We start from the raw sequence: 24965 nt of genomic DNA on the forward strand, positions 1-24965 counted from the left end.
CCGGACGCCTACGCGATGCCCTGGCTCTCCTCCAGGTAGGCGAGCGCGCCCACCGGCTCGTCCGCGAAGAACACCAGGTCCGTGAGTGGACGGGGCAGGAATCCCTCGTCCTCCATCCGGCGGAACTGCTCCTTCAGGCCGTCGTAGAAGCCCTCGGTGTTGAGCAGGACGACGGGCTTGTCCGTGTGCCCGTGCTTCTTGAGTTCCAGGATCTCGGTGGCCTCGTCGAGCGTTCCGGTGCCGCCCACCATGACGACCACCGCGTCGGCATTCTCCAGCAGCAGCCTCTTTCGCTCTGCGAGGTCCTTCGCGATCACCATCTCGTCGGCGCCGGGCCGCGCCTTCGCCGCCAGGAACTCGACGGAGACGCCCAGCAGCCTGCCGCCCGCGTCCTGGACGCCGTCGGCGACCACCTTCATCAGACCGACGTCCGACCCTCCCCACACCAGGGTGTGCCCGCCCTTGCCGATCAGTTTCGCGAACTCGCGCGCGGGGCGCGTGTAGCGGTCGTCGAGGTCGGCGGCGGAGAGGAAGACGCAGATTCTCATGCGGTCAGCCTAGGGGGGAAGAAGCGGGGCCACGCGAGCGCTTTTCCCAGTATGGCCAATGGACACACGATCACGATCGAGCAGGGCGAGCAGCACGTGCGCGTGGTGCACGGGGGCCAGGTGCTGGCGGAGACCGACCGCCCCCTGGTGCTGCGCGAGACCGGCTCTCCCGTCCGGTACTACATCCCGCCCGAGGACGTGCGCCTCGACCTTCTCTCCCCCTCCGACACCCACACCGAATGCCCCTTCAAGGGGACGGCGTCCTACTGGTCCCTGCCGGACGCCCCCGACCTCGTATGGGCCTATCCCGAGCCCAAGGACGGGGTCGCCCGGATCAAGGACCACCTGTGCTTCTACGAAGTGGAGGTCCAGGAGTAGACACGAGGGGACACGAGGGGACACGAGGGGACACGAGTAGCGGTGTCCTGACCGATCGGTCGCGTCCCTGATGGCAGTCTCCTCAGACATGGACAAGCAGATCATTTCGCGCGACGGCACCCGTATCGCGTACGAGCGCCGCGGGCGGGGCCCGACGGTCGTCCTCGTGAGCGGCGCGATGTCCACGGGCGCCACGGTGGCCCCGCTGGCCGCACGGCTCGCCGACCGCTGCACGGTCGTGCCGTACGACCGCCGGGGTCGCGGTGCGAGCGGGGACACGGCGCCGTACGCCGTCGCCCGCGAGGTCGAGGACCTGGCGGCGCTGATCGAGGCGGTGGGCGGGGACGCGGCGCTCTACGGCATCTCGTCGGGCGGCGCGCTGGCGCTGGAGGCGGCGGCGAGCGGACTGCCGGTCCGCCAGGTGGCCGTGTACGAGCCGCCGTTCGCCGTCCACGAGGACGGCGCGAAGGAGCGCGCGGAGTACACCCGGAACCTGACCGAGGCCCTCGCGCAGGGGCGGCGGGGAGACGCGGTGGAGCACTTCCTGCGGCTCACGGGCCTGGCCGAGGGGATGATCCGGGGCGCCCGCCAGTCCCCCATGTGGGCCGACATGGAGGCGATCGCCCCGACCCTGGCGTACGACGACTCCGTGATGGGCGACGGCCTGGTGCCCCGGGACCGGCTGACCGCGATCACCGTCCCCGTGCTGGCCGTCGCGGGCCGGGCGAGCCCGGCCTGGCTGCGCGAGGCGGCGCGGGCGGTCGCGGAAGCGGCGCCCGAGGGGACGTACCGCACGCTGGAGGACCAGACCCACATGGTGGACCCGGACGTCCTGGCGCCGGTGCTGGCGGAGTTCTTCACGCAGTAGCTGCCAGTGGCCACACCGCCGGCTGCCAGTGGCTACACCGTCGCGGACGTGGCCCTGGCCGTCGTCGCGATCGTCGCCGACCCCACCACGCGCGTGCCGTCGTACAGGACGATCGCCTGGCCGGGGGCGACGCCGCGGACCGGCTCGGTGAAGGTGACCCGCAGCTCGCCGTCGACCGGCTCCGCCGTCACCTCGGTCTCGCCGCCGTGTGCGCGGAGCTGGGCGGTGTAGGTGCCGGGGCCGGCCGGGGCCGCGCCGCACCAGCGGGGCTTGATCGCGGTCAGGGCGGTGACGTCCAGGGCGGCGGCCGGGCCGACCGTCACCGTGTTGGTCACCGGGGAGATGTCGAGGACGTAGCGCGGCTTGCCGTCGGCGGCGGGGGTGCCGATGCGCAGGCCCTTGCGCTGGCCGATGGTGAAGCCGTACGCGCCCTCGTGCGTGCCCACCTTGGCGCCGGACTCGTCGACGATGTCGCCGTCGGACTTGCCGAGGCGGGATGCGAGGAAGCCCTGGGTGTCGCCGTCGGCGATGAAGCAGATGTCGTGCGAGTCGGGCTTCTTGGCGACCGCGAGGCCGCGACGCTCGGCCTCCGCGCGGATCTCGTCCTTGGTCGTCACCGTGTCGCCCAGCGGGAACAGGGCGTGCGCGAGCTGCTTCTCGTCCAGGACGCCGAGGACGTACGACTGGTCCTTGGCCATGTCGGAGGCCCGGTGCAGCTCCCGGCTGCCGTCCTCGTTCACGATCACCTGGGCGTAGTGGCCGGTGCAGACGGCGTCGAAGCCGAGGGCCAGCGCCTTGTCCAGGAGCGCGGCGAACTTGATCTTCTCGTTGCAGCGCAGGCACGGGTTCGGGGTGCGGCCGGCCTCGTACTCGGCGATGAAGTCCTCGACGACGTCCTCGCGGAAGCGGTCGGCGAGGTCCCAGACGTAGAACGGGATGCCGATGACGTCGGCGGCCCGGCGGGCGTCGCGCGAGTCCTCGATGGTGCAGCAGCCCCGCGCTCCGGTGCGGAACGACTGCGGGTTGGCGGAGAGCGCGAGGTGGACGCCGGTCACGTCGTGGCCCGCCTCGGCCGCGCGGGCGGCGGCGACGGCGGAGTCCACGCCGCCGGACATGGCGGCGAGGACACGGAGGGGTCGGGTGCGCTGCGGGGTGTCAGTCATAGCCCTTCCAGGGTACGGGGGCGCGGGAACCTGGACCCGCGAGTATCCGTTGACGATCACATGGGGGCGATTCAGACGGGTGCGGCGAAGGGCGACTCGGATCGGCGGCTGGGGCGGCGGGCCCTGCTCGTCGGCGGTGTCGCGGCCGCCGTGGGGACCGCGGCGCTGGCCCGCGAGGAGCTCTCCCATCTGTGGTGGCGGCTGCCCGGAGTGGAGAAGCCGCGGGTCGAGGGCGCGGTGGACTTCCGGGGTGCGCGGTGGGTGGCCGCGTCCCCGGCGAACTACCGGCGGGCGGACCGGCCGGACGACTATCCGATCGACCGGGTGGTCATCCACGTCACCCAGGGCGGCTACAAGAGCGCGGTGAAGGTCTTCCAGGACCCGTCGCACGGGGCGGCGGCCCACTACATCGTGCGCAGGGACGGGCGCGTCACCCAGCTGATCCGCGAACTGGACGTGGCGTTCCACGCGGGCAACCGGGCCTACAACGAGCGCAGTGTCGGCATCGAGCACGAGGGGTTCGTGGAGCGGGCCTCGTCCTTCACGGACGCGATGTACGCGTCCTCGGCGCGGCTGACGGCCGCAATATGCGGGCGCTACGGCATACCCGTCGACCGGGAGCACATCATCGGGCATGTGGAGGTTCCGGGGACGGACCACACGGATCCGGGGCGGTACTGGGACTGGGAGCGGTACATCAGGCTGGTCCGGCAAACCCGCGCGACATGATGTACGCCATACCAACCCTTTGCTGTGAGCGGCCTCCGTACATCAAGTGTCCGATGCGTCCCTGGCCCCGCGCTCAACCTGCGGCGCTTCAACTTGGCTTTGTTTCAGGAGAGTTGATGGAGCCCGTCAATCACTGAGACCTCACAGCCCGTGGGGTTCCCTCCTAACTTCGTCCCAGTCTTCACACAGTCCTTAGGCCAAACATCCCGGGCCATGGACAACATCACAGAGCCCGCCGGCTCCAACGACACCACGGGCGACACGGGCACCACGGGCAGGCGCGGCAAGCGCGAGCACTCCAAGACCAGCAGGGCCAAGGGCGGCAAGGGCCTGCACCGGCGCAAGTTCCTCGGCGGGACGGTCGGGCTGGGCCTGGCGGCCGTCGGGGCGGCCGGCACGACCTTCACCCTGCTGAGCAAAGGCGGCGACAAGGCGTCCGCCGCGTCCAGCACCAGCACGCTCACCATCCCCGACCTCCTGGAGGGCACCACCTCGGACAGCACGACCACGTTCACCCTCGAGGCCAAGACCGGCACCAGCGAGGTCGTCAGCGGCGTCAGCAGCACCACCATGGGCTACAACCAGTCGTACCTGGGCCCGACCATGAAGTGGACCAACGGCAACACCGTCCTGCTGAACATCACCAACAGCCTTGGCGAGGACACCACCGTCCACTTCCACGGCGCCCACGTCCCGGCCAAGATGGACGGCGGGCCGCAGGTCGCCTTCGCCGACGGCGAGACCTGGTCCCCCACCTTCGAGGTGAAGGACGAGGCCAAGACCCTCTGGTACCACCCGCACGCCCTCGGCACCACGGCCAAGCAGGCCGTGCACGGTCTGGCGGGCATGATCATCGTCGAGGACAGCACGGACACCTCCTCGGCGCTGCCCAGCGACTACGGCGTCGACGACATCCCGATCATCCTCCAGTGCCTGGCGTCCGACAGCTCGGGCGACATCAAGTACGACCTGTCCGGCTACCTCGGCAGCGGCCTGGTCTACCCGGTGCTGTGCAACGGCACGAACGTCGACGACACCACGCTCACCTTCGAGGCCACGAAGACCCGCAACCGCTTCCGGATCCTGAACGCCTCGCCGTCCGACATCATCACCGTCCAGCGCAGCGACGGCGGCACGATGAGCCAGATCGCCTCGGACCAGGGCTATCTGGCCGAGCCCGTCGACGTGACGTCGGTCCGTCTGGTGGCCGGCGCCCGCGCCGAGGTGGTCATGGACCTCTCGGACGACGTGACCCTGCAGGCGGTCGTCACCACCGGCTGGGTGCGCGGCGGCAGCGGTACGTACGACTTCCTGACCGTCACCGCGAGCGGCACGGACACCCCGGACGACCTGCCGAGCACGCTCCAGACGATCGACCGGTACGACACCAGCGACTTCACCGCGCGGACGATCACGCTCGGGCAGAGCGGCGCGACGATGCTGATCAACGGGTCGGCGGGGACGAGCATGTCCTCGATGGCCATGATCAGCACCACGGTCGGGTCCAAGGAGATCTGGACGATCAAGAACAACACACAGCTGGAACACTCCTTCCACCTGCATGACGTGCCGTACCAGCTGATCTCCATCAACGGCGAGGATCCCACCGGCGTGGAACTCGGCTGGTACGACACCTACGAAGTGGTCGGCGGCGGTTCCATCGAGATCGCCATGGAGTTCACCGACTTCTCCGACGACACCTACATGTACATGCTCCACTGCCATCTCCTGCAGCACGAGGACGAGGGAATGATGGCCTCCCTCATGGTCACGGACAGCTAGAAGGCCGCTGGAAGGCCGCGAGGGACGGCCCGTTCGGCCTCTCCGGGAGGCTGCCGCCGGCAGTGGAAGTGCCGGCGGCAGCCAGTCGGGAGGTTCCGGCGGCTAGCACGTCCCCCGGAACACGTCGACCTGGCCGCCGCTGCTGTTCGCCACCGCGAGGTCACGGACACCGTCGCCGTCCAGGTCACCAGTGGCAAGCGAACGCGGCGACCCGCTCACCGCGAGGGCGGAGGCGGTACCGAAGGTGCCGTCGCCGGCATTCAACAGCACGCTGACCTGGGCGCCGCCGAAGTCGGCGGTCGCGAGGTCCGGGTGTCCGTCGCCGTCGAAGTCGGCGACCACGGTCTGGTAGGGGTGCGTCCCGACCGCGTACGTGGCGCCCGCGGACCGCGCCCATGAAGCTGAGGAGAGAGCCACCAACTAGCCACCAACTCCTCTTTCTTATAAGGGAGTTGGGATGCAATCCGCGTGTCTCCGGGGCGCACCGCGAGCGGCAGGGCCGCGCATGACACGGCCTCGCGTGACACGGGTGTGGAAGCCGTGAGACTCATGGGAGGGCAGCACCACGGATCACGCCGCGACGCCCCCGCGTCCGCAGCGTCGGCGGCGGCGCCGGTCCGAGAGTTGGTGCGGGCGCACGCGGGGGACGCGCCTGGCGTCCGCGTGCCCTCGTTGCCGCGTCCGCGGCGAGCCTCAGGTCAGGCCCGCCACTCGGGCCCGCTCCACCGCCGGGCCGATCGCCCTCGCCACCGCGTCCACGTCCGCCTCCCTGGAGGTATGGCCGAGGGAGAAGCGGAGGGTGCCGCGGGCCAGGTCCGGGTCGGTGCCGGTGGCGAGGAGGACGTGGCTGGGCTGGGCGACGCCGGCGGTGCAGGCGGAGCCGGTGGAGCACTCGATGCCCTGGGCGTCCAGCAGGAGCAGCAGGGAGTCGCCCTCGCAGCCCGGGAAGGTGAAGTGGGCGTTGGCCGGGAGGCGGTCCACCGGGTCACCGCCGAGGATCGCGTCCGGAACCGCCGTACGGACGGCCTTGATCAGGTCGTCCCGCAGGGCGCCGATCTCCCGGGCGAACCACTCGCGCTGCTCGGCGGCCAGGCGGGCGGCGACCGCGAAGGAGGCGATCGCCGGGACGTCGAGGGTGCCGGAGCGCACATGGCGCTCCTGGCCGCCGCCGTGCAGGACGGGTACGGGGGTGTACTCACGCCCGAGGAGGAGGGCCCCGATGCCGTACGGGCCGCCGATCTTGTGGCCGGAGACCGTCATCGCGGCGAGGCCGGACGCGGCGAAGTCGACGGGGATCTGACCGAAGGCCTGAACGGCGTCGGCATGCAGCGGGACACCGAACTCGGCGGCGGCCTCCGCGAGTTCGGGGACCGGCAGCACCGTGCCGATCTCGTTGTTGGCCCACATGACCGTCGCCAGGGCGACGTCGTCGGGGTTGCGGGCGATCGCCTCGCGCAGCGCTTCCGGGTGCACCCGGCCGTACGTGTCGACGGGCAGGTACTCGACGGTGGCGCCCTCGTGTTCGCCGAGCCAGTGGACGGCGTCGAGCACCGCGTGGTGTTCGACGGGGCTGGCGAGGACACGGTTTCTGGCCGGGTCCGCGTCGCGCCGGGACCAGTAGAGGCCCTTGACCGCGAGGTTGTCGGCCTCGGTGCCGCCGGAGGTGAAGACGACCTCGCTGGGGCGAGCGCCGAGCGCTTCGGCGAGCGTCTCTCGAGACTCCTCGACCGTTCGGCGGGCCTTGCGGCCGGACGCGTGGAGGGAGGAGGCGTTGCCGGTGACGCTCAGCGCGGCGGTCAGTGCCTCTGCCGCCTCCGGGAGCATCGGGGTCGTCGCGGCGTGGTCGAGGTAAGCCATGGTGAGCCCGATTCTACGGGGCCCTGGGCGGCGGCCCGGTGTCCAGGCCGGACGGTGTGACCGACGGCGCCCCGTCGTCCTCGGGGCGTCGGCCGTCGTTCAAGGTTTGTTCTGCGGGATCACAGGCTCCACGAGATGGTGTTGGTCACCTGCATGGCGATCACCAGGACCGCCAGGTCGGCCGCGCCCAGCGCCAGTCCGAGGTACGCACGGCCGCGGCGGGCCGTGCCGCGCCAGAGGGCGACACCCGCCAGCACGAGGGCGATCGGACCGAGGAAGACGTTGAGGACGAGAAGGCCGAGGAGGCCGAGGATGAAGGACGCCACGGCCATGCCGTCGGCGTCGCGGGTGGTCGGGCGGACGTCGGTGCGACCCGTGACCGGTGCGGTGAGTTGCATGGTACTCAGCTCCTGTAGGGCGGTTCGGACGGTCAGTTGGCCGAGGTGCGGCGACGACGGCTGTGGCGCTCGCGGAGCGCGAAGATGCCGAGCCAGACGGCGATGACCGCGGCCACGGCGGCACTGACGGCCAGCGGCGCGTGGGCGACGGTGCCCAGCACCACACCGAGCAGCATGAGTGCGGCGACGAGGAACAGCATGGGATTCGATCCCCCCTCCGTGAAGTTTCGGTGAACGGTTGTAGTAACAATTGTTCACTGACTTTGAGTCTAGCGCGTCCGACGGCTTTTAAATTCCGGAGAACAGTTGTTAACTGGATGACATGAGTCACACCCTCGGCATCCGGCAGGCCCAGAAACAGAAGACCCGGCAGGCGCTCCTGGACGCGGCGTTGAGGCTGCTGGAGGAGCAGAGCCTGAGCAGCCTGGGCCTGCGCGAGGTCACCCGCGCCGTCGGCGTCGCCCCGACCGCCTTCTACCGGCACTTCCGCTCCACGGCGGACCTCGGAGTGGCCCTGGTCGACGAGGCGCTGGGCAGCCTGCACCCGATGGTGCGGACGACGGTGTCCACGGCCGGCGACACCGACGAGCGCATCACCCGCGCCATCCACCTGATCGCCCGGCATGTGGAGACGCACCCCGCCCACGTCCGCTTCATCGCCCGCGAACGGCACGGCGGCGTCCAGCCGGTACGGGAGGCCATCCGGTCCCAGCTGACCAGGTTCGCCGAGGAGGTGCGGACCGAACTGGCCAAGGACCCGGAGGCCGTCGGCTGGAGCGACGACGACCTGCTGATGCTCGCGCACCTCTACGTCGACCAGATGCTCATCACGGCCTCCCTGTTCCTGGAGGCCCTGGAGACGTCGGCCTCGGAGAAGGAGCGGGAGCGGGTCGCCCAGATCGCGGCCCGTCAGATGCGGCTGATCAGCCTCGGCCGCGGCCACTGGCTGGACTGACCCGAATACGGCACGCAGGCAATACGGCACCCGGGCAATACAGCGCACAGGGGCGGCGCGCCCGTTCACCGAGCGCGCCGCCCCTGTCGTACGAAATCCCGGGTCAGCCCTGCTGGGCCTGCTGCCCCTGGCCCTGCTGCCCGCCGCCCGGACCGCCGCAGCCGCCGCCCTGGCCGCCGCCGGGTCCGCCCTGGCCGCCGCCACCGGGGCCACCGCTCGGCATGCCCGAGGGGACACCGGTCGGGGTGCCGGTGGGAGTACCGGTCGGCTTGCCCGAGGGCGCGCCGGACGGGGCACCGCTCGGGCGGCCCGACGCACCGCCGGAGGGCATGCCGGACGGTGCCTGACAACCCTGCTGCCCGGAGTTGCTGTTCGAGGACGACGAGTCGCCCGAACCGCACGCGGTCAGCAGCAGCGGGGACAGCGCCAACAGGGCGACGGCGGGGACGAGACGTACACGCTTCATGAGAGACAGCTCCACGGATGCTGAGGGAGTCCTGAGGCGGGAACTCAATCAACGGCGCTTAGGGCATTCTTGGGCCCGCCCTGTCCCCTGCCTGTCAATCGGGTAAAGCGAAGCCCAAGAGACCGCGCCGACCTGGGCTTTCAGCCGCGCCCCTCGACTACTGGCTGGTACAAGTCCGTGACAGAACGGGCCGCGGCCGCCAGCTCCGCGCGCGCCTCGGGCGGCGACAGCACCTCCACCTGGTCGGTGAACGCCAGCAGTTGGCGGGCGGCGAGGACGAACGGGAACGACAGCCGGGCGGTCACCCACTCGCTCCCGCCGTCGTCGTCCGGGAGTTCGGTCAGCGCCGAGGCCAGCATGCGCTGGAACATGTCGAGGCGCTCCCTGCGGACCCGCACGGTCACCACGACCCCGCCCGGACGCTCCTCGACCTGTCGGCGCAGCACCTCCCAGACGTCGGCGAGTTCGACGCCCGGGCGACGCCGCACCGGGTCGTCCAGCAGCCTGGCGGACCGCACGCGGTCGGCCCGGAACAGCTGCGGCCGCGCCCGCCGGTCGGCGACCAGGTACCAGACGCCCGCCTTGGCGACGAGGCCGTACGGGTCGACGGTGTACGTCCGCGCCTCCCGCTCCCCGCCGTGCCGGTAGCGCAGCCTCAGGCGGCGGTCGGAGAACACCGCGTCCTGGAGCACCTCCAGGTCGACGGCCTTCTGCGGACCGCTCTTCCAGCGCGTGGCGTCGACCAGGACACGACGGCTGGTGGCTTCCGCGGCCGGCCGGTGCGGCGCGGGCAGCGCCGCCATCACCTTGCGCAGCGCCGAGCCGAGCGCCGCGTCCAGACCGAGCGCGGCGTGCGCGCCCTGGGCGGCCAGGATGAACAGGGCCCGGGACTCGTCGGCGGTCAGGCCGGTGACGTCCGTGCGGAATCCGGCGAGGAGTTCGATGCCGCCGTGCCGGCCGCGCTCGGCGTACACGGGGACGCCGGAGGCCGACAGGGCCTCGATGTCGCGGTAGATGGTGCGCACCGACACCTCCAGGCGGTCGGCGAGTTCGTGCGCCGGGACGCGGCCCCGGGTCTGCAGGAGCAGCAGGATCGACAGCAGGCGGTCGGACTTCACCCGCCCAGAATCCCGCCGCGCACGGACCGGGCGCAAATGTTGACGGAAACTGTCAGGTTATCCGGCGATCCTCGACGCATCGACCCGAGGAGAGGCTCGCATGAACGCCACGAACACCCTGCCCATCGACCCCCGTCCCCTCTACGCCCGCGCCACGGAGCAGGCGGCCGCGCTCATCAAGACCGTACGACCCGAGCAGCTGGCGGGGCCGACGCCCTGTACCGAGTTCGACGTCCGCACCCTGCTGAGCCACATGGTCGGCGGCACGCTGCGGATCGCGGTGGTCGGCGAGGGCGGCGACGGCATGGCCGTGCACCCGTTCGCGGAAGGCGTCGGGGACGACGGCTGGGCGGCCGCGTACGACGAGGTCAGGGAGCGGGTGCTCCGGGCCTGGTCGGCCGACGGACGCATGGCCGCGCCGGTCCGCGTGCCGTGGGGCGAGGTCCCCGGGCGCGCGGCGCTCTCCGGCTACACGATGGAGCTGGTGACCCACACCTGGGACCTCTCCGAGGCCCTCGGCCACCCGCACGGACTCGACCCGGAACTCGCCGAGTTCGCCCTCACCACCGCCCGCAGGGTCCTGCCCGACCCCGAGCGCGACGCGGAGACCCCCTTCGCCTCCGCGGTCGAGACCCCCGACGGCTCCGGCCCCTACGGACAGCTGGCCTCCTGGCTGGGCCGCAAGCCGCTCAGCCGAGCCTGACCCGGGCCAGTTGCCGGGACTGGGCGACCAGGCGGTCCTCGCTGTCCCAGACCTCGGCGTCCTCCTCCAGGAAGCCGCCGGCCAGGTTGCGGGTGGTGATCGACACCCGCAGCGGGCCCGGTGCCGGGCGGTGGCGTACGTGCACGGTCAGTTCGACCGTGGGCACCCAGCCCTTGAGGCCGATCTCGAACGCGGTGGGCGGCAGGGCGTCCACCGCGAGGAGCAGGGAGAGGGGGTCGGCGTCGCGGCCGTCCGCGAGGCCGAACCAGGCACGCATCTCGCCCTTGCCGGAGGGCGCGCCGAGGGCCCACCCCAGGGTTGCGGGGTCGAGCTTGAGCATCAGGCGGTCGGTGATGGCGGAACTGCCGTCGACCGGAGCGGGACCGTCCTCGGGGCCGAAGCACTGGTCCATGGGCGGGAACGCGGGCGGCGCGGCCGTCGTGCGGACGTCGTCGGGGAGGGTGTCGAGGTCGCCGTAGGAGGCGAGGACGCGGATGCGCTCGACCTCGTTGCCCTGCTCGTCGTACTGGAAGAGGGAGGCCTGGCCGGTGGAGAGGCCGCGGCCGGTGCGCACGGTCTCGGTGCGGACGACCGCGGGACCCGGCTGGGACGCCGTCAGGTAGTGCGCGGAGATGGTGAAGGGGTCCGGGTGCGGGAGGGTGTCCGCGAGGGCCCTGCCCAGGACGGCCAGCAGATAGCCGCCGTTGACAGCGGCGATGATCGTCCAGCCGGCGGAGAGGTCGATGTCGTAGACGCCGGGCTCGCGCCGGGTGACCGCGGTGTCGCGGTCGAACTCACTGTCGCCGATCACGGCCCGCGACGGTGGTCCCCCCGCTCGAGCGAAGCCGAGGGTGGGGGAGGGTGCGGTAGCTGCTTCTGGCATGAATGAACGGTACAACAAGAAATTACTAAGCGGTAGCTTTGGAGGGTCGGGCAGACGGCGGGCGGATGGTGAGCGGAAGGTGAGCGGATGACATGATGATCCGCCTGCTGGGTGAGGTTCCGGCAATTTCTCGGTAAGTGTCAGGACACGTCCACAACCCGAAGCCGTCCGTTCCCCTCTATGAGGACATGAGCCTCACCGGGACTCCGTTCCTCTACACGACCATCGCGCTGTCCGTGGTCGCCCTCATACTGCCGCTCGTCCTGTGGTCGAGGACGCGCGGGCCCAGGGTCCTGCGCGTCGCGGCCCGGGTCCTGATGCTGCTGTTCGCCCAGGGCACGGCCGTCACCCTGGTCTTCGTCCTGGTCAACAACGAGAACAACCTGTACGACAACTGGGCCGACCTGCTCGGCACCGGCAACCACGTGCAGCAGGCCGCGGACCTCGGCCGGGACGGCACCGGCGGGATAGCGCTGAAGAAGCTGCCCAGAGTGAAGCAGACGTTCAAGGAGGCCGACGGACCGGGTATGCACTCGGCCGGCGGGGTGCGCGTCACCCAGCTCAAGGGCCGGGTGTCGGGCGTGAACGCCGAGGTCTACGTCTGGCTGCCGCCGCAGTACAACGAGCCCGCCTACCGGCACAAGAGGTTCCCGGTGGTGGAGGTGCTGCCCGGCTACCCCGGCTCGGCCAAGGCCTGGTTCGGGGCGCTGAAGGCGCACGAGCAGCTGCTGCCGCTGATGAAGAGCGGCCAGGTGGCCCCGTTCATCATGGTGGCGCCGCGCACCACTCTGCTGGCCGGCGTGGACACCGGATGCGCGAACACCCCGGGCGAGGTGAACGCCGACAGCTGGCTCAGCATCGACGTGCCGAAGATGGTCAAGGACAACTTCCGCGCCGACCCCGGCGCGGGGGGCTGGGCGGTCGCCGGGTACTCGGCGGGCGCGCACTGCGCGGTCAAGCTGGCGGTCGCCCACCCCGACCGCTTCCGGGCGGCGGTCGGCATGTCCGGCTACAACGACCCGATCGGCGAGCGCAACTCGCTGGCCGCCCAGAGCCCGCGGGCACGCGCCGAGAACAATCCTTACCTGATCCTCAAGAAGGCCGCCGTGCCGCCCCGGGTCGCCCTCTACATCTCCGGCGAGTCCGGCGACGGCTACCAGGCGGGCGTGGCCCTCGAATCGGTCGCCAAGGCGCCGACGACCGTGCACGTAGTGTTCCTGCCGCGCAGCGCGGGCGGCCACACCATGGCGCTGTGGAAGCCGCAGGTGACGACGGTCTTCCGCTGGCTGACCGTACAGATGGGCAAGAGCTGGGCCAGGACCACCGGGACTACTCCTCGGTCACCGTCGACCGCCGGTTCCACGCACGCGGAGCTCGCCAGTGGAACCGCATCGCGAGCAGGCGCAGGACGAAAGCGGTGACCACCGCGAGGCCGCTGGTGAAGGGGGTCAGCACGTCGTAGTGGATGCACAGCACCACCATGGTGGCGCCGACGATCGCCGGGACCGCGTACAGGTCACGGTCCCAGCGCAGCAGCGACGGCACCTCGTTGGCCAGCACGTCCCTGAGCACACCGCCGCCGACGGCGGTGGCCAGCCCCAGGGTCGCGGACGCGGTGAGGTTGAGTCCGTAGTCGTACGCCTTCGTCGTGCCGGCCACGCAGAACAGGCCGAGGCCGGCCGCGTCGAAGACGTTGACCGCGACCTGGATGCGCTCCACGTGCGGATGCAGGAAGAAGACCAGGAGCGCGGCGAGCAGCGGGGTCAGGAAGTACCCCGTGTCCGTGAACGCGGCCGGCGGCACCGCCCCGATGACCAGGTCGCGGAACAGCCCTCCGCCCAGCGCGGTGACCTCGGCGAGAACGGCGATGCCGAAGACGTCGAAGTTCTTGCGGACAGCCAGCAGCGCGCCGGAGATGGCGAACACGAAGATGCCGATCACATCGAGCGTGTGCTGGACGGAGGGACTGAAGAGTTGCTGGAGCACCCTTCCATTCTTACTCAGAATCGAGGGTGCACCTTACAATGCAAGGGTCACACCCCCGGAACAGTCGGTTTCCCTGCCGTGAACAGCCATGTCTGGAACAGATCGTCCAGCTGCTGCCCGCTGATCCGCTCCGCGAGCCGAACGAAGTCGGCGGTGTCCGCGTTCCCGTACCGGTGCAGCCTGGTCCAGGCGGGCAGCAGCTCGAAGAACGCGGTGTCACCGATCCGCTCCCGCAGCGCCTGGAGCGTCATCGCGCCGCGCTGGTAGACGGCGGAGGCGAACATGGTGTCGCGCTGCGGGTCGCCGACGTTGATCTGCCAGAAGGCGGAGTCGGCCGGGCGGGCGTTGTAGGCGGCGAGGAAGGAGTCGTGCGCCGAGCGGGTGCCCTGGTGCTCCGCCCACAGCCACTGGGCGTAGGTGGCGAAGCCCTCGTTGAGCCAGATGTCCTTCCACCGGTCCACGCTGACCGAGTCGCCGAACCACTGGTGGGCCAGTTCGTGCACGATCGTCGACTCGTTGCGCACGGCCGAGTAGACGGGCTTGCTCTGCACCTCCAGCGAGAACCCGGCCTCGGGCATGTCGTCGACGATCGCGCCGGTCTCCTCGAACGGGTACGGACCGAAGACCTGCGACCAGTAGTCGGTGGCGGCGGCCGTGACGGCGTACACGTCGACGTTGTTGCTGTTCTGCAGCACGGGGTCGATGGCGACGTAGATCGGGATGCCGCCCGGGGTGCGGCCGGTGCGCACGTCGAACTTCCCGATGGTGGCGGTGGCGAGGTAGGTGGCCATCGGCCGGCTCTCGCGCCAGTGCGTGTACGTCGAGTCGCCCCGGTCGTGCGTCGACACGAGCCGGCCGTTGGAGACGCCGGTCAGGCCCTTGGGCGCCTTGATCCGGATGTCGTAGGTGGCCTTGTCGGCGGGGTGGTCGCTGGACGGGAACCAGGTGGAGGCGGCGTTGGGCTCGCAGGCGACGAAGACACCGTCTGCGGTCTTCATCCAGCCGTACTTGGAGCCGAAGACGATGGGGCCGCCGAGGGGCTCGGGTATGCCGCCGTAGGTGACGGACACGGTGAACTCGCGGCCCTTGGCGAGGGTGCCGCGCGGGGTGACGGTGACCTCGTCGCCGTCGCGCGTGAACTGTGCGCGTCTGCCGTCGACTTCGACCTTCGTGATCTCCAGCTGCTGCAGGTCGAGGTCGAAGGAGGAGAGGTTCTGGGTGGCCCGGGCGGTGAGGGTGGTACGGCCGTCCAGGCGGCCGGTGTCCGGGGCGTAGGCGATGTCCAGGTCGTAATGGCGGGCGTCGAAGCCGCCGTTGCCGAGCTGCGGGAAGTACGGGTCACCGATGCCCGCGGCGCCCGGGGTGGGGGCGGAGGAGGCGGCGACGACAAGGAAGGAGGCCGCCGCGGTCGCGACGGCCCCTAAGCGTGCCGAACGGGAGAGTGCCATGAGTCGTCCCTTTCGAGCGTGTGCCGGTCAGTAGACGGACACGGTCGACTCTGCACTCTCCCGTTCAGGCATGCACATGACTTTGCCCAGTTGTCATGTCCTACTTGTCGGTTGACTCCTGGGACTTGGTGGCCGGAGCCTCGGATTCGTCAGCGGACTCCGACTCCTCCGAGTCGGGTTCCGCGGCAGCCTCGGGCTCCGTCTCGGATTCCTCGGCCTCGGCCGACGCCTCCTCAGCCTCGGCCGACGCCTCCTCAGCCGCAGCCTCCTCGGCCGCCGCGACCTCGGCGGCCACCGCCGCCGACGTCTCCGCCGACTCCTCCAGGACCGCTTCACCGACCAGCTCGGAGGCCTCCTTCGCCGCCGTGAGCAGGACGGTGTCCTGCGGGGCCTGGTCGGCGAAGTTCTCCGGGTGGTGGCAGGCGACCCGCTGACCGGGCTTCAGCTCCAGCAGCAGCGGCTCGGTCGTCTTGCAGATCTGCGTCGCCTTCCAGCACCGGGTGTGGAAACGGCAGCCGGAGGGCGGCGCGATCGGCGACGGGACGTCACCGCGCAGCAGGATGCGCTCGCTCTTGGTGCCCCGCCGCTTCGGGTCGGGAATCGGCACGGCCGACATCAGCGCCTTGGTGTACGGGTGCATCGGCGCCTCGTACAGCGAGGCGCGGTCCGCCAGCTCGACGATCTTGCCGAGGTACATCACCGCGATCCGGTCCGAGACGTGCCGGACGACGGACAGGTCGTGCGCGATGATCACGTACGTCAGGCCCAGCTCCTCCTGGAGGTCGTCCATGAGGTTGACGACCTGGGCCTGGATCGACACGTCCAGCGCGGACACCGGCTCGTCGGCGACGACCAGCTTCGGCTTCAGGGCGAGCGCGCGGGCGATGCCGATGCGCTGGCGCTGACCGCCGGAGAACTCGTGCGGATAGCGGTTGTAGTGCTCGGGGTTGAGACCGACCAGCTCCAGGAGCCGCTGGACCTCCTTCTTCACCCCGCCCTCGGGCTCCACGCCCTGGAGCCGGAAGGGCGCCGAGACGATCGAGCCGATGGTGTGCCGGGGGTTCAGGGAGCCGTACGGGTCCTGGAAGATCATCTGGACGTCGCGGCGCATCGGGCGCATCTTCCCGGTGCTCAGCCGCGTGATGTCCCGGCCCTCGAACTCGATCGTGCCGCTGGTCGGGTCCTGGAGCCGGGTGATGACCCGGCCCATGGTCGACTTGCCGCAGCCCGACTCGCCGACGACGCCCAGGGTTTCGCCCTTGCGTACCTCGAAGTCGATGCCGTCGACCGCCTTCACGGCGCCGACCTGGCGCTGCATGAGGCCCTTCTTGATCGGGAAGTGCTTCGTCAGGCCCTTGACCCGGAGCAGCACCTCACGCTCGGCGGAGCCGTCCCCGGGAGCCGACGCCTGCTGCGGGACCGCGGCCTTCCCGGCGGCGTCCTCGGCGGTGTCCTTCTTGTTCGTCTCACTCACAGCTTCGGCGCAATCTCTTCGGTCCAGATCCGCGTACGGTCCTCCGCCGAGAGGTGGCAGGCGGACCAGTGGCCGCCCTCCGCCAGCTCCAGCTCGGGACGCACCGTGCGGGTGACGTTCCCCTTGGGAAGGTCCGCGTACGGGCAGCGCGGGTGGAAGGCACAGCCCGAGGGGACGTTGATGAGGCTCGGCGGCTGGCCCTTGACCGGGGTGAGCCGGTCGGCGGTGTCGCGGTCGATGCGCGGCATCGAGCCGAGCAGGCCCCAGGTGTACGGGTGCTGCGGCTTGTCGAAGATCTCCCCGACCGGTCCGCGCTCCACGCACCGGCCGCCGTACATCACCAGGACGTCGTCGGCGATCTCGGCGACCACGCCGAGATCGTGCGTGATCATGATGACCGCGGAGCCGAACTCCTTCTGCAGATCCCGGATCAGGTCGAGGATCTGCGCCTGGACGGTCACGTCGAGGGCGGTGGTCGGCTCGTCCGCGATGAGCAGTTCGGGGTTGTTGACCAGCGCCATCGCGATCATGGCGCGCTGGCGCATACCGCCGGAGAACTCGTGCGGGTAGCCGTCGATGCGCTTGGCGGGCTCTGGGATGCCGACCCGGTCGAGCATCTCGATGGCGCGCGTGCGGGCCACCTTCTTGCTGACCTTGTGGTGGACCCGGTAGGCCTCGACGATCTGGGTCCCGACCTTGTAGTACGGGTGCATCGCGGACAGCGGGTCCTGGAAGATCATGGCCATCTTGCGGCCACGCAGCCGGCGCACCTCGTCCGGGTCGGCGCCGATCAGCTCCTGGCCGTCCAGCCACACCTCGCCGGAGACCGTGGCGTTCGCCGCGCGGTGCAGACCCATGAGGCCGAGGGACGTCACGGACTTGCCGGAGCCCGACTCGCCCACGATGCCCAGGGTCTGGCCGCGCCGCACGTCGAAGCTGACGCCGTCCACCGACTTGACCAGACCGTCGTCGGTGCTGAAGTGGATGCGCAGATCGCGAACGGAGAGGAACGCGTCTTGGGCATCGGAAGGGGCGGCGACGTCCGTGGCCGGTTCGCCCAGTGCCGCCTTTTCGAGCTTGCTCACGAGTACCTCACGCGGGGGTCGATGGCTGCGTACACCAGGTCGACGACCAGATTGGAGAAGACGATGAAGAAGGCGGCGACCAGGGTCACGGCCATCACGATGGGCAGGTCGTTGTCCTTGATGGCCTGGATCGAGTACGCGCCGATCCCCTGCAGGGAGAAGACCGTCTCGGTGAGCACCGCGGTACCGATGAGGGTGCCGAAGTCGATACCGAAGATGGTGACGATCGGGGTGAGGGTCGCGCGCAGGCCGTGCTTGGTGACGACCGTGCTCTCCCGCAGACCCTTGGCCCGGGCCGTGCGGATGTAGTCCTCGCTCATCGTCTCCAGCATGCCCGCCCGGGTGAGCCGGGCGTAGGTGGCGGAGAAGAGGAACGCGAGGCTGACCCAGGGCAGGAACAGGTGCCAGGCCCACTCACCCGGGTTCTGGGTGAAGGGCACGTAGTCGGTGCTGTCCCAGATGGGCCACTGGTAGATGAACAGGACGTTGATGACCTGGCCGGTGAAGAAGATCGGGAGCGAGACGCCGGCGAGCGCGATGAACATCGAGATGCGGTCGACGGGCTTGCCCTTGCGCAGCGCGGAGATGACGCCGGTGGTCACACCGAAGATCAGCCAGATCACGGCCGCGCCGACGGCCAGCGAGAAGGAGACCGGGATGCGCTGCGTGAGCTGCGGCCACACCTCGACGTGACTCTTGAAGGAGTACCCGAAGCAGGGGGCGCTGCAGTGCGTGGCGTCGGGACCGAACTTGTAGTCGGCGCCTACGAACAGGCCCCTGATGTAGTCCCAGTACTGCATGTAGATGGGCTGGTCGAAGCCCAGGTTCTTCTTGATCGCGGCGATGGACTCGGGGTTGGCGTCCTTGCCGACGTACTGGGTGGCCAGCTGGGTGGCCGTCTGGCCGCCCAGGCGGGGGACCAGGAAGAAGATCGCGAAGGTGACTGCGCTGACCACCAGCAGCAGTACCAAGGCGCCAAAGACGCGTCGGATGATATACGCAGCCACAGCTGTCCGGCTCCGGGGGGCCGGGACGGAGTGTGTCCGTCCCGGCCGCCCGGAGCCTTCACCTGCCTTTCAGGGGTATCCGGCCTGCTGTTACTTCGAGGAGCCCAGCAGCGTGTAGTCGTACATGCCGAGGTACGCCTGCGTGACCGTGACGTTGGTCGCGGACGTAGGCCTGATCAGCAGGTTCTTGCGGTAGATCAGCGGGACGACCGAGGCGTTGTCCAGGACCATCTTGTCGATGTCGCCCCAGGCCTTGGTGCGGGCCGCGGCGTCGGTGTTGGAGATGGCGTCGGACAGAGCCTTGTTGATCTTCGGGTCGTTCAGCTCCATCAGGTTGTTGCCGCCCGAGGGCTTGATGGCCGAACCGTCGATGATCTGGTCCAGGAAGCCGTAGCCGGTCGGCCAGTCGGCACCCCACGCCATCATCATCATGCCGAGCTTGTGCTGGTGGACGTAGCTCGGGACACCGGCGAAGTTGGAGAAGTACTTGCCGGAGGGGAACTGCTTGATGTCGACCTTGATGCCGGCGCCCTTGAGCGAGTTCTGGATGGCGGTGGCGGCCGCAATCTCGGCGGGGCGGTCGGCGCGGGCCGTCAGCGTGGTGGAGAAGCCGCTCGGCTTGCCGCACTGCTTCAGCTCGTCCTTGGCCTTGGCCAGGTCACCCTTGTGGCCCGCCGTGGCGTAGGTGTCGAACTTGGTGTAGCCGTTGACCGACGGCGGCAGCAGCGTGGTGGCCACGTCACCCTTGGGCGATCCACCCATGGCGTCGATGACCGACTGCTTGTCGAGGGCCCACTGGACGGCCTTGCGGCAGTGGACGTTGTCGAACGGGGCGACGTGCAGGTTCAGGGCCATGTAGCCCGTGGCACCCGCGTACGAGTTGTCCGTCTGCTTGGCGTACTTGCCGTTCAGGATCTTCGGCTGGGTCTGCGGCTGCACACCGGCGCCGGTGATGTCGGCCGTGATCTTGTCGGCGAGCAGGTCGTTGTCGACCGTGACCGGGTTGACCTTGAACTTGATGTTGATCTTGTCCGGCAGCGCCTTGCGGATCGGGTCCGTCTTGGCGTCCCAGTTCGGGTTACGGACGAGGGAGGCGCTGGCGCCCTCCTCGTACGAGGCGAACTTGTAGGGGCCGGAGGACACGATGTGCTGCACGTACTTCGCGCCGTCGTCCTTCGCCTGCGGCACGGGGGCCGTCTGGGAGAAGGTCGCCAGGTAGTCGAAGTCGGCGAACGGCTTGGCCAGGTGGAAGACGATCGTCTGGTCGTCCGGGGTCTCGATCGAGTCGAGGCCCTTCTTGTCCTTGTAGGGGCCCTTGTACTTGTCGCCGCCCTTGAGGTACGCCTTGAAGTACGTGGGACCGTTGGACAGGGCCTCGGGCGCGAAGTTGGAGCGCTCGACCGCGTACTTGACGTCCTTGGACGTGATCGGCGTGCCGTCGTCGAACTTCAGGCCCGAACGCAGGTGGTACGTCCAGGTCTTGGCGTCGGCGCTGGCCTTGCCGAGGGAGTCGGCGAGGTCGGGGACGACGGTCAGGCCGTCCTTGCCGGCTGCCGGCTTGAACGTGACGAGCGTACGGGCGTACAGACGCGAGAAGTTCTGCACGAAGCCGTAGTACGTGTTGCCCGGGTCCAGGGAGTCCGGAACGTCAGAGTCCTCGAGGTTGACCGTCCCCCCCTTCTTGCTCGACGCGTTGACGATGGAGTCCAGCGCCGCGTCCTTCTTGCCGGTGCTGCCACCGCTGTTGTTGTTGCTGTCTTTACCGCCGCTGCACGCGGCAGCGCCGAGCGAGACCGCCAGGACCGTCGCCACGGCGGCGGTAAGCCTTCTCGTCTTCACGTGAGGAATGCCCCCTCGATCGTTGGATCACTTGCTGCGAGGGTCGAGCGCATCACGCAGCCCGTCACCCAGCAGGTTGAATGCCAGGACGGTGATGAAGATCGCCAGTCCGGGCACGAACATGAACTGCGGATCTGCGGTGTAGAGATCCACAGCATTGCTGAGCATTCCGCCCCAAGAAGCCTGCGGCGGTGCGATACCGACTCCGAGGAAGCTCAGCGCGGCCTCGAAAAGGATGTTCGTCGGGATGATCAGCGTCGAGTAGACGAGGATCGGCGCGACGAGGTTGGGGAGCAGCTCGCGGAACAGGATGTACGGGCCGCGGGCGCCCAGGCTGGTGGCGGCCTCCACGAACTCGCGCCGCGCAAGGCTCATCGTCTGGGCGCGCACGATACGGCCGATGTACGGCCAGCTGAAGAAGCCGATCACGAAGATCAGTACGCCGATGCGCAGCGACAGACCGTCGAACCCGAAGAAACCGTCCTGCACAGATGCCGAGATGGCGATGGCGAACAGCAGCAGCGGGAACGCCAGGAAGGTGTCCATCAGCCGGCTGATGACGCTGTCGACCCAGCCGCCGTAGTAGCCGGCGACGACGCCGAGCACGGTACCGATGATCACGGACAGCAGGGTGGCTCCGCCGGCGACCAGCAGCGAGACCCAGGAGCCCTCGATGATGCGGGCGAGCATGTCACGGCCGTACTGCGGCTCCACGCCCAGCGGGTGGGCCCAACTCATACCGCCCCAGCTGCCCTTGGGGGCCAGCAGAGCCGGGTCGATGAGGTCCTGGTGGAACTGGTTGGGGTCCAGCCCGAAAGCCCATTCGATCGGCTTCGCGAGCACCGCCATCAGCACGAGCAGGATGACGATGACGCCGCCCGCAACGGCCAGCTTGTCCCGTTTGAAACGGGTCCAGGCGATCTGTGAGAGTGAACGCCCTTCGATCTGGCTCTTCTTGACCCCGGCGAGCACGGCCTCGGGCTGCACTTCAGCCTCCGCCCCGGTGGTCTCGATCGGTGCGGTCACAGTGACCTGACCCCTCTCGCCGGCGGTGACCGGCCTTTGTCCGCCGCTGTGGGCGGCTTGGTTCGCTATTCCTGCTACGCGGCCTGTGTCGTGATTCGACCCAACTGTCCAACTGATCCTCAGATTGGCGCCGATGGGCACTCGCACACAGGATCGATGGCCTCGCGTCTGAGAAGCGAGTCTTCAATGCCTTCGTGATCACACGCCAGATGTGACGGGGAAAGTATGCGCAACCGTGATGCCAATCTGGGTGTTCCGTTATCCGAACGCACAGAACCGGCTCGCGGACGCACCTGTCACAGTCGGCGACGGCTCGCACGTCGCCCCCAAGTCGCCCCACGCACGCCCAGGTTGAGGCATCCCGACACATGTGATGGGCATCACATTCACTCGACAGGGGTCCGATTCACCCAGCTTTTTCATGGCTTCTACGCATCCACAGTTCGGACAATTGCCACTTTGCGAATGTTTCAATTTTATACATCATTGCAAATTCGAGGGCTACTTGAGGAATGCGGCGCAAGCTTCCGGGCGGTTTCGCGATGAGACAAAACCGTGGCCAAGGGCGTCACCGTGACCACCTCTTCCTTGCACGAAAATCGGGATCCCGCAGAAGGGAAACCGAAGAACAAATGAAGATGAACGGGGGAGAGCAAGAGATTCGCATGAGCAATCGTCCGGCTCGGCGACTCGCCGTACGGTGCTCAGTACGGGCTGGTGCCCGGGTATCCCAACCCGGCCGCCGGGGACTGGACCGGGGCGCCGTGCGCCTCGCGGTCGTAGAACGGCCGGGCGCCGGCCCGCATCCACATGACGACCGGGTCGTACTCGTCGGTCATCGCCACCGTCGACACCGGGAGCCCGTCCGGGACCGCCCCGATGGACTGCTGCATCATCGCGCGCACGGAGTCGACCGCGGGCGGCGAGGTGTCGTACACGTCCAGGCCGATGGCCAGGTACGGTGCCCCGAGGGCCGGTTGCACCCAGGCTCGGCGCAGCGAGCGGACCGCCGGGGTGCGGTGGGCGTTCTGCGTGAGCAGGGCGTAGAACTGCGGGATCTCGATGCCGGGTTCCGACAGTCGCAGCGGGCCCGCGGGCTGGCGGTCCAGGCCGGTGGCGATGCGGCGCAGGTCCAGCCAGGGGATGCCCATGCCGCCGCCCGGGGCGTGCGGGTTGAGCCAGAGGCCGAAGTGGTCCGGATAGAGCGTGCGGGCCACGTCGAGGCCGTCGACCACCTCGTACGACCTGTTCCAGCCGCTGGCCGACAGCTCCTGGGCGGAGGTGACACAGGGGGCGTAGCCGTACCCGCCCACCTCCATGTTCCCGTACTGGGCGTCGGGGGAGCCGGCCTGGCCGTGCCAGAGGAGCATCCACACCTGGCCGGAGGACGGGGTGGCGAGGGCGCGGAGAAGCGCCTCGTAGGCGTCGTAACGCCCGGGCGTGACTTGCCGCAGCATGTGCTCGACCTGTCCGGTCGCGGTGCCGCTGCCGCTCGCGCTCACCTGGTTTACCGCCCCTTCGAGAAGTTGCCCCGCGTATGGAAACAGCTTAAGCGCCCAGGAGCCCGGGGCTCGTTGTCCCTCGGCGAGTACCGGTTCGTGGTGGCTTGTCGCGCCCACGCGGCGGAGCCGCACATCGATACGGCCCCGCGTCCCCGACGGGGCGCTTCTAGTGGCCGAATTGATAGAAGGGCCGGACGTTTTCCCTCATCCAGTGGCCCACCGGGTCCTCGGCCACGTCGAGCAGTACGAGGTTGACCGGCCACTGCACCGGGACCTTCCCCAAGGCCTTGCCCAGTGCCTCCAGGGGAAGTGCCCGCAGGTCGCCCTCCCACCGGGACAGTTCGACGCCGACGAACATCACCGGCTCGGCCGTCTCGACCGCGGCCAGGCAGCGGCGGGCCGTGACGACCACGCCCGTCGCCGCGAACTCCGCGGAGGCCGCGGCGAGGAAGTCGACCGGGTCGACCTGCCAGTCGGGCTCGAACAGGCGGACACGGCCCCCCGTCGTCGGGCCGTCGAGCTCGCTGCGGCCCACCCGGCACAGCTCGGCCACCGCCTCCGGCGGAAGCGGGACGCCGACCACACCGTCCGGGTTGAGGGCGAGGCCGACCTGCGGGGGCAGACCGCGGGCGAACTCCACGGCGGGGGCGATGGTGTACGACAGGTGGGAGCCGACGACCTGGCGGAACTGCTCCTCCGAGCTGAACACCGGGACGTACACCTGGCCCTGGATCTCCATCGTGGGCAGGTCGAGGGGGCCGCTGTCCGGGCCGCCGCCGCTGGGCAGCGGGATCCACAGGAAGCTGCGGCCCAGGACCTCGACGATCCGGCCGCCGGCCGAGGGCACGCCGAGGGATGCCGACAGCACCTCCTCCAGTTCGTTGCCGGGCCATCCGCCGTGCGGATGGGGGTGTGCCTGTGCCGGGAAGTCCGCTGGAAAGTCCGCCGGGAAGTCCATCTGCTACCGCCTGCTGGGAACCACTGGTGTGGCTGGCAAGGCTAGCGGGTGCGGGTGACACGCCTTCACCGCGAGAAGCCGATCCCGCGCAGTGCGTCCGCCGCGTCCCGGTCCAGCAGCACCGCGGAGTCGCAGCCCTGGGGCAGGTCACCCCGCTCCACGGCGCGCAGGAGGCGGGCGGCGGCCCCACGGTGGCGCAGGAAGGCGTACCAGGAGACGCCCCGGCCGCGGCTGCGCTGGCCGTCCAGCGCGGTGTCCGGGGTGACGTCGAGCAGCAGCAGGTGCAGGGCTCTGCCACGGCGGCGGGCCTCGCGCGCCAGCCAGTCGCGCACCCAGGACTGCGTGCCGCAGTCGTGCACGACGACCCCCTCGCCGGAGCGCAGGGCGCGGCGCAGTCCGGCGTAGTGGGCGAGGCGGACCAGGGGACGGTAGACCGCGTACGGCAGGAAGCGGGGCATGCGGGCGTCCCAGCGGTCCCGGGTGTCCTGGGAGTCGATGCGCAGGCCCCGGACCGCGCGGTGCATCAGGGTGGACTTGCCGCTGCCCGGCAGGCCGGTGATCACGACGAGATCGCGGGGACCGAAGAGCAGGCCGTGCGGGCTGTGACCGGCCCGGTCGCGCAGGTCGCGGACGATGGGTGCCGGGCGCTCGTCGCAGCGCTCGCGGGCCGGGGCGGCGGGCTGCTTCGGCAGTGCCATGCCCGTGGTCGTGGCGTAGGCCGTGGTCCTGTTCACCATGAATCGTCCTCCCCTTGAGCTCTGAGATCCCCTGCCCGTCGAGCGTAAAGAGAAG

General features: G+C 69.7%; 26 protein-coding genes. 7 read left to right on the plus strand and 19 right to left on the minus strand.

The features are described 5' to 3' along the window. Nucleotides 1-8: 8 nt before the first annotated feature. The gene (locus ACIPSA_RS34605) at nt 9-548 is read right to left on the minus strand and encodes a TIGR00730 family Rossman fold protein (protein WP_402641877.1); all 540 of its coding nucleotides are present in this window, start codon (nt 546-548) and stop codon (nt 9-11) included. Nucleotides 549-599: 51 nt separating this feature from the next. On the opposite strand from ACIPSA_RS34605, the gene ACIPSA_RS34610 reads away from it, so the two are divergent. Beyond that, complete coding sequence (locus ACIPSA_RS34610) at nt 600-926, plus strand: DUF427 domain-containing protein (protein ID WP_402641880.1); 327 nt, start codon at nt 600-602, stop codon at nt 924-926. An 88-nt stretch (nt 927-1014) separates the two neighbouring features. Beyond that, a complete protein-coding gene (locus ACIPSA_RS34615) occupies nt 1015-1794 on the plus strand; it encodes an alpha/beta fold hydrolase (RefSeq protein ID WP_402641883.1) in 780 nt (259 codons plus the stop codon). A gap of 32 nt (nt 1795-1826) precedes the next feature. Here ACIPSA_RS34615 and mnmA read toward each other — a convergent pair whose 3' ends face one another. Next, entirely contained in the window at nt 1827-2957 is a 1131-nt protein-coding gene (gene mnmA, locus ACIPSA_RS34620; RefSeq protein ID WP_402641885.1) for a tRNA 2-thiouridine(34) synthase MnmA, read from the minus strand. Nucleotides 2958-3017: 60 nt separating this feature from the next. On the opposite strand from mnmA, the gene ACIPSA_RS34625 reads away from it, so the two are divergent. Both ACIPSA_RS34625 and ACIPSA_RS34630 read left to right on the plus strand, forming a co-directional pair. Further along, on the plus strand, nt 3018-3686 hold the full coding sequence (locus ACIPSA_RS34625; RefSeq protein WP_402641888.1) for an N-acetylmuramoyl-L-alanine amidase: 669 nt from the start codon (nt 3018-3020) through the stop codon (nt 3684-3686). Between the two features lie 213 nt (nt 3687-3899). Then, the gene (locus ACIPSA_RS34630) at nt 3900-5468 is read left to right on the plus strand and encodes a multicopper oxidase family protein (RefSeq protein WP_402641890.1); all 1569 of its coding nucleotides are present in this window, start codon (nt 3900-3902) and stop codon (nt 5466-5468) included. A gap of 102 nt (nt 5469-5570) precedes the next feature. On the opposite strand, the gene ACIPSA_RS34635 is transcribed toward ACIPSA_RS34630, so the two are convergent. The 4 genes from ACIPSA_RS34635 to ACIPSA_RS34650 all read right to left on the minus strand — a co-directional run bounded on the left by ACIPSA_RS34635 (nt 5571) and on the right by ACIPSA_RS34650 (nt 7923). Beyond that, the gene (locus ACIPSA_RS34635) at nt 5571-5885 is read right to left on the minus strand and encodes an FG-GAP repeat domain-containing protein (RefSeq protein WP_402641892.1); all 315 of its coding nucleotides are present in this window, start codon (nt 5883-5885) and stop codon (nt 5571-5573) included. A 276-nt stretch (nt 5886-6161) separates the two neighbouring features. Continuing rightward, nucleotides 6162-7325, minus strand: a complete 1164-nt coding sequence (locus ACIPSA_RS34640; RefSeq protein WP_402641894.1) for a cysteine desulfurase family protein — start codon at nt 7323-7325, stop codon at nt 6162-6164. A 119-nt stretch (nt 7326-7444) separates the two neighbouring features. After that, the gene (locus tag ACIPSA_RS34645; protein WP_402641896.1) at nt 7445-7723 is read right to left on the minus strand and encodes a DUF4190 domain-containing protein; all 279 of its coding nucleotides are present in this window, start codon (nt 7721-7723) and stop codon (nt 7445-7447) included. Nucleotides 7724-7755: 32 nt separating this feature from the next. Continuing rightward, nucleotides 7756-7923: a hypothetical protein gene (locus ACIPSA_RS34650; protein ID WP_402641899.1), complete on the minus strand. Its 168-nt coding sequence runs from the start codon at nt 7921-7923 to the stop codon at nt 7756-7758. Nucleotides 7924-8045: 122 nt separating this feature from the next. Between ACIPSA_RS34650 and ACIPSA_RS34655 the strand changes: the two genes are divergently transcribed. Then, the gene (locus ACIPSA_RS34655) at nt 8046-8678 is read left to right on the plus strand and encodes a TetR family transcriptional regulator (protein WP_402641900.1); all 633 of its coding nucleotides are present in this window, start codon (nt 8046-8048) and stop codon (nt 8676-8678) included. A gap of 103 nt (nt 8679-8781) precedes the next feature. Here ACIPSA_RS34655 and ACIPSA_RS34660 read toward each other — a convergent pair whose 3' ends face one another. Both ACIPSA_RS34660 and ACIPSA_RS34665 read right to left on the minus strand, forming a co-directional pair. Then, nucleotides 8782-9144: a hypothetical protein gene (locus ACIPSA_RS34660; protein WP_402641903.1), complete on the minus strand. Its 363-nt coding sequence runs from the start codon at nt 9142-9144 to the stop codon at nt 8782-8784. A 140-nt stretch (nt 9145-9284) separates the two neighbouring features. Beyond that, nucleotides 9285-10262, minus strand: a complete 978-nt coding sequence (locus ACIPSA_RS34665; RefSeq protein ID WP_402641904.1) for a helix-turn-helix transcriptional regulator — start codon at nt 10260-10262, stop codon at nt 9285-9287. A gap of 100 nt (nt 10263-10362) precedes the next feature. On the opposite strand from ACIPSA_RS34665, the gene ACIPSA_RS34670 reads away from it, so the two are divergent. Then, a complete protein-coding gene (locus ACIPSA_RS34670) occupies nt 10363-10965 on the plus strand; it encodes a TIGR03086 family metal-binding protein (RefSeq protein ID WP_402641907.1) in 603 nt (200 codons plus the stop codon). On the opposite strand, the gene ACIPSA_RS34675 is transcribed toward ACIPSA_RS34670, so the two are convergent. Next, on the minus strand, nt 10952-11848 hold the full coding sequence (locus ACIPSA_RS34675; RefSeq protein ID WP_402641909.1) for a thioesterase family protein: 897 nt from the start codon (nt 11846-11848) through the stop codon (nt 10952-10954). The two genes, ACIPSA_RS34670 and ACIPSA_RS34675, sit on opposite strands and share 14 nt — an antisense overlap. Nucleotides 11849-12036: 188 nt before the next feature. Between ACIPSA_RS34675 and ACIPSA_RS34680 the strand changes: the two genes are divergently transcribed. Continuing rightward, entirely contained in the window at nt 12037-13269 is a 1233-nt protein-coding gene (locus ACIPSA_RS34680; protein WP_402641912.1) for an alpha/beta hydrolase, read from the plus strand. Here ACIPSA_RS34680 and ACIPSA_RS34685 read toward each other — a convergent pair. From ACIPSA_RS34685 to ACIPSA_RS34730, 10 genes are all read right to left on the minus strand, one after another. Beyond that, a complete protein-coding gene (locus ACIPSA_RS34685; RefSeq protein ID WP_402641913.1) occupies nt 13178-13834 on the minus strand; it encodes a trimeric intracellular cation channel family protein in 657 nt (218 codons plus the stop codon). The two genes, ACIPSA_RS34680 and ACIPSA_RS34685, sit on opposite strands and share 92 nt — an antisense overlap. Nucleotides 13835-13881: 47 nt before the next feature. After that, a complete protein-coding gene (locus ACIPSA_RS34690) occupies nt 13882-15282 on the minus strand; it encodes a M1 family metallopeptidase (protein ID WP_402641916.1) in 1401 nt (466 codons plus the stop codon). A 100-nt stretch (nt 15283-15382) separates the two neighbouring features. Then, on the minus strand, nt 15383-16756 hold the full coding sequence (locus ACIPSA_RS34695) for an ABC transporter ATP-binding protein (RefSeq protein ID WP_402641918.1): 1374 nt from the start codon (nt 16754-16756) through the stop codon (nt 15383-15385). Continuing rightward, nucleotides 16753-17841, minus strand: a complete 1089-nt coding sequence (locus tag ACIPSA_RS34700; protein WP_402641920.1) for an ABC transporter ATP-binding protein — start codon at nt 17839-17841, stop codon at nt 16753-16755. The genes ACIPSA_RS34695 and ACIPSA_RS34700 overlap by 4 nt, the downstream gene beginning before the upstream one ends. After that, nucleotides 17838-18848 carry an ABC transporter permease gene (locus ACIPSA_RS34705; protein ID WP_402641923.1) on the minus strand — a complete coding sequence of 337 codons (1011 nt, stop codon included), beginning with the start codon at nt 18846-18848 and terminating at the stop codon, nt 17838-17840. The genes ACIPSA_RS34700 and ACIPSA_RS34705 overlap by 4 nt, the downstream gene beginning before the upstream one ends. Nucleotides 18849-18938: 90 nt before the next feature. Next, nucleotides 18939-20687 (minus strand): ABC transporter substrate-binding protein, encoded by a 1749-nt coding sequence (locus ACIPSA_RS34710; protein WP_402641926.1) that lies wholly within the window; start codon nt 20685-20687, stop codon nt 18939-18941. A 27-nt stretch (nt 20688-20714) separates the two neighbouring features. Then, complete coding sequence (locus ACIPSA_RS34715; RefSeq protein ID WP_402642063.1) at nt 20715-21713, minus strand: ABC transporter permease; 999 nt, start codon at nt 21711-21713, stop codon at nt 20715-20717. Between the two features lie 704 nt (nt 21714-22417). Next, nucleotides 22418-23170, minus strand: coding sequence for an enhanced serine sensitivity protein SseB C-terminal domain-containing protein (locus tag ACIPSA_RS34720; protein WP_402642066.1), 753 nt, complete (start codon nt 23168-23170; stop codon nt 22418-22420). A gap of 211 nt (nt 23171-23381) precedes the next feature. Continuing rightward, nucleotides 23382-24173: an enhanced serine sensitivity protein SseB gene (locus tag ACIPSA_RS34725; protein ID WP_402641928.1), complete on the minus strand. Its 792-nt coding sequence runs from the start codon at nt 24171-24173 to the stop codon at nt 23382-23384. Nucleotides 24174-24238: 65 nt separating this feature from the next. After that, nucleotides 24239-24907 carry an AAA family ATPase gene (locus ACIPSA_RS34730; RefSeq protein WP_402642069.1) on the minus strand — a complete coding sequence of 223 codons (669 nt, stop codon included), beginning with the start codon at nt 24905-24907 and terminating at the stop codon, nt 24239-24241. Between the last annotated feature and the right edge of the window lie 58 nt (nt 24908-24965).

The sequence above is a fragment of the Streptomyces sp. NPDC086549 genome (assembly GCF_044746205.1).
Taxonomy (GTDB): Bacteria; Actinomycetota; Actinomycetes; order Streptomycetales; family Streptomycetaceae; genus Streptomyces.

Bases quoted from the DNA above. Each gene is read 5' to 3' on its own strand.
- ACIPSA_RS34615 (WP_402641883.1), top strand. From the start codon at position 1,015: ATGGACAAGCAGATCATTTCGCGCGACGGCACCCGTATCGCGTACGAG.
- ACIPSA_RS34645 (WP_402641896.1), bottom strand. From the start codon at position 7,723: ATGCAACTCACCGCACCGGTCACGGGTCGCACCGACGTCCGCCCGACC.
- ACIPSA_RS34655 (WP_402641900.1), top strand. From the start codon at position 8,046: ATGAGTCACACCCTCGGCATCCGGCAGGCCCAGAAACAGAAGACCCGG.
- ACIPSA_RS34610 (WP_402641880.1), top strand. From the start codon at position 600: ATGGCCAATGGACACACGATCACGATCGAGCAGGGCGAGCAGCACGTG.
- ACIPSA_RS34630 (WP_402641890.1), top strand. From the start codon at position 3,900: ATGGACAACATCACAGAGCCCGCCGGCTCCAACGACACCACGGGCGAC.
- mnmA (WP_402641885.1), bottom strand. From the start codon at position 2,957: ATGACTGACACCCCGCAGCGCACCCGACCCCTCCGTGTCCTCGCCGCC.
- ACIPSA_RS34725 (WP_402641928.1), bottom strand. From the start codon at position 24,173: ATGGACTTCCCGGCGGACTTTCCAGCGGACTTCCCGGCACAGGCACAC.
- ACIPSA_RS34675 (WP_402641909.1), bottom strand. From the start codon at position 11,848: ATGCCAGAAGCAGCTACCGCACCCTCCCCCACCCTCGGCTTCGCTCGA.
- ACIPSA_RS34670 (WP_402641907.1), top strand. From the start codon at position 10,363: ATGAACGCCACGAACACCCTGCCCATCGACCCCCGTCCCCTCTACGCC.
- ACIPSA_RS34680 (WP_402641912.1), top strand. From the start codon at position 12,037: ATGAGCCTCACCGGGACTCCGTTCCTCTACACGACCATCGCGCTGTCC.
- ACIPSA_RS34640 (WP_402641894.1), bottom strand. From the start codon at position 7,325: ATGGCTTACCTCGACCACGCCGCGACGACCCCGATGCTCCCGGAGGCG.
- ACIPSA_RS34720 (WP_402642066.1), bottom strand. From the start codon at position 23,170: ATGCTGCGGCAAGTCACGCCCGGGCGTTACGACGCCTACGAGGCGCTT.
- ACIPSA_RS34650 (WP_402641899.1), bottom strand. From the start codon at position 7,923: ATGCTGTTCCTCGTCGCCGCACTCATGCTGCTCGGTGTGGTGCTGGGC.
- ACIPSA_RS34660 (WP_402641903.1), bottom strand. From the start codon at position 9,144: ATGAAGCGTGTACGTCTCGTCCCCGCCGTCGCCCTGTTGGCGCTGTCC.
- ACIPSA_RS34605 (WP_402641877.1), bottom strand. From the start codon at position 548: ATGAGAATCTGCGTCTTCCTCTCCGCCGCCGACCTCGACGACCGCTAC.
- ACIPSA_RS34625 (WP_402641888.1), top strand. From the start codon at position 3,018: ATGGGGGCGATTCAGACGGGTGCGGCGAAGGGCGACTCGGATCGGCGG.
- ACIPSA_RS34690 (WP_402641916.1), bottom strand. From the start codon at position 15,282: ATGGCACTCTCCCGTTCGGCACGCTTAGGGGCCGTCGCGACCGCGGCG.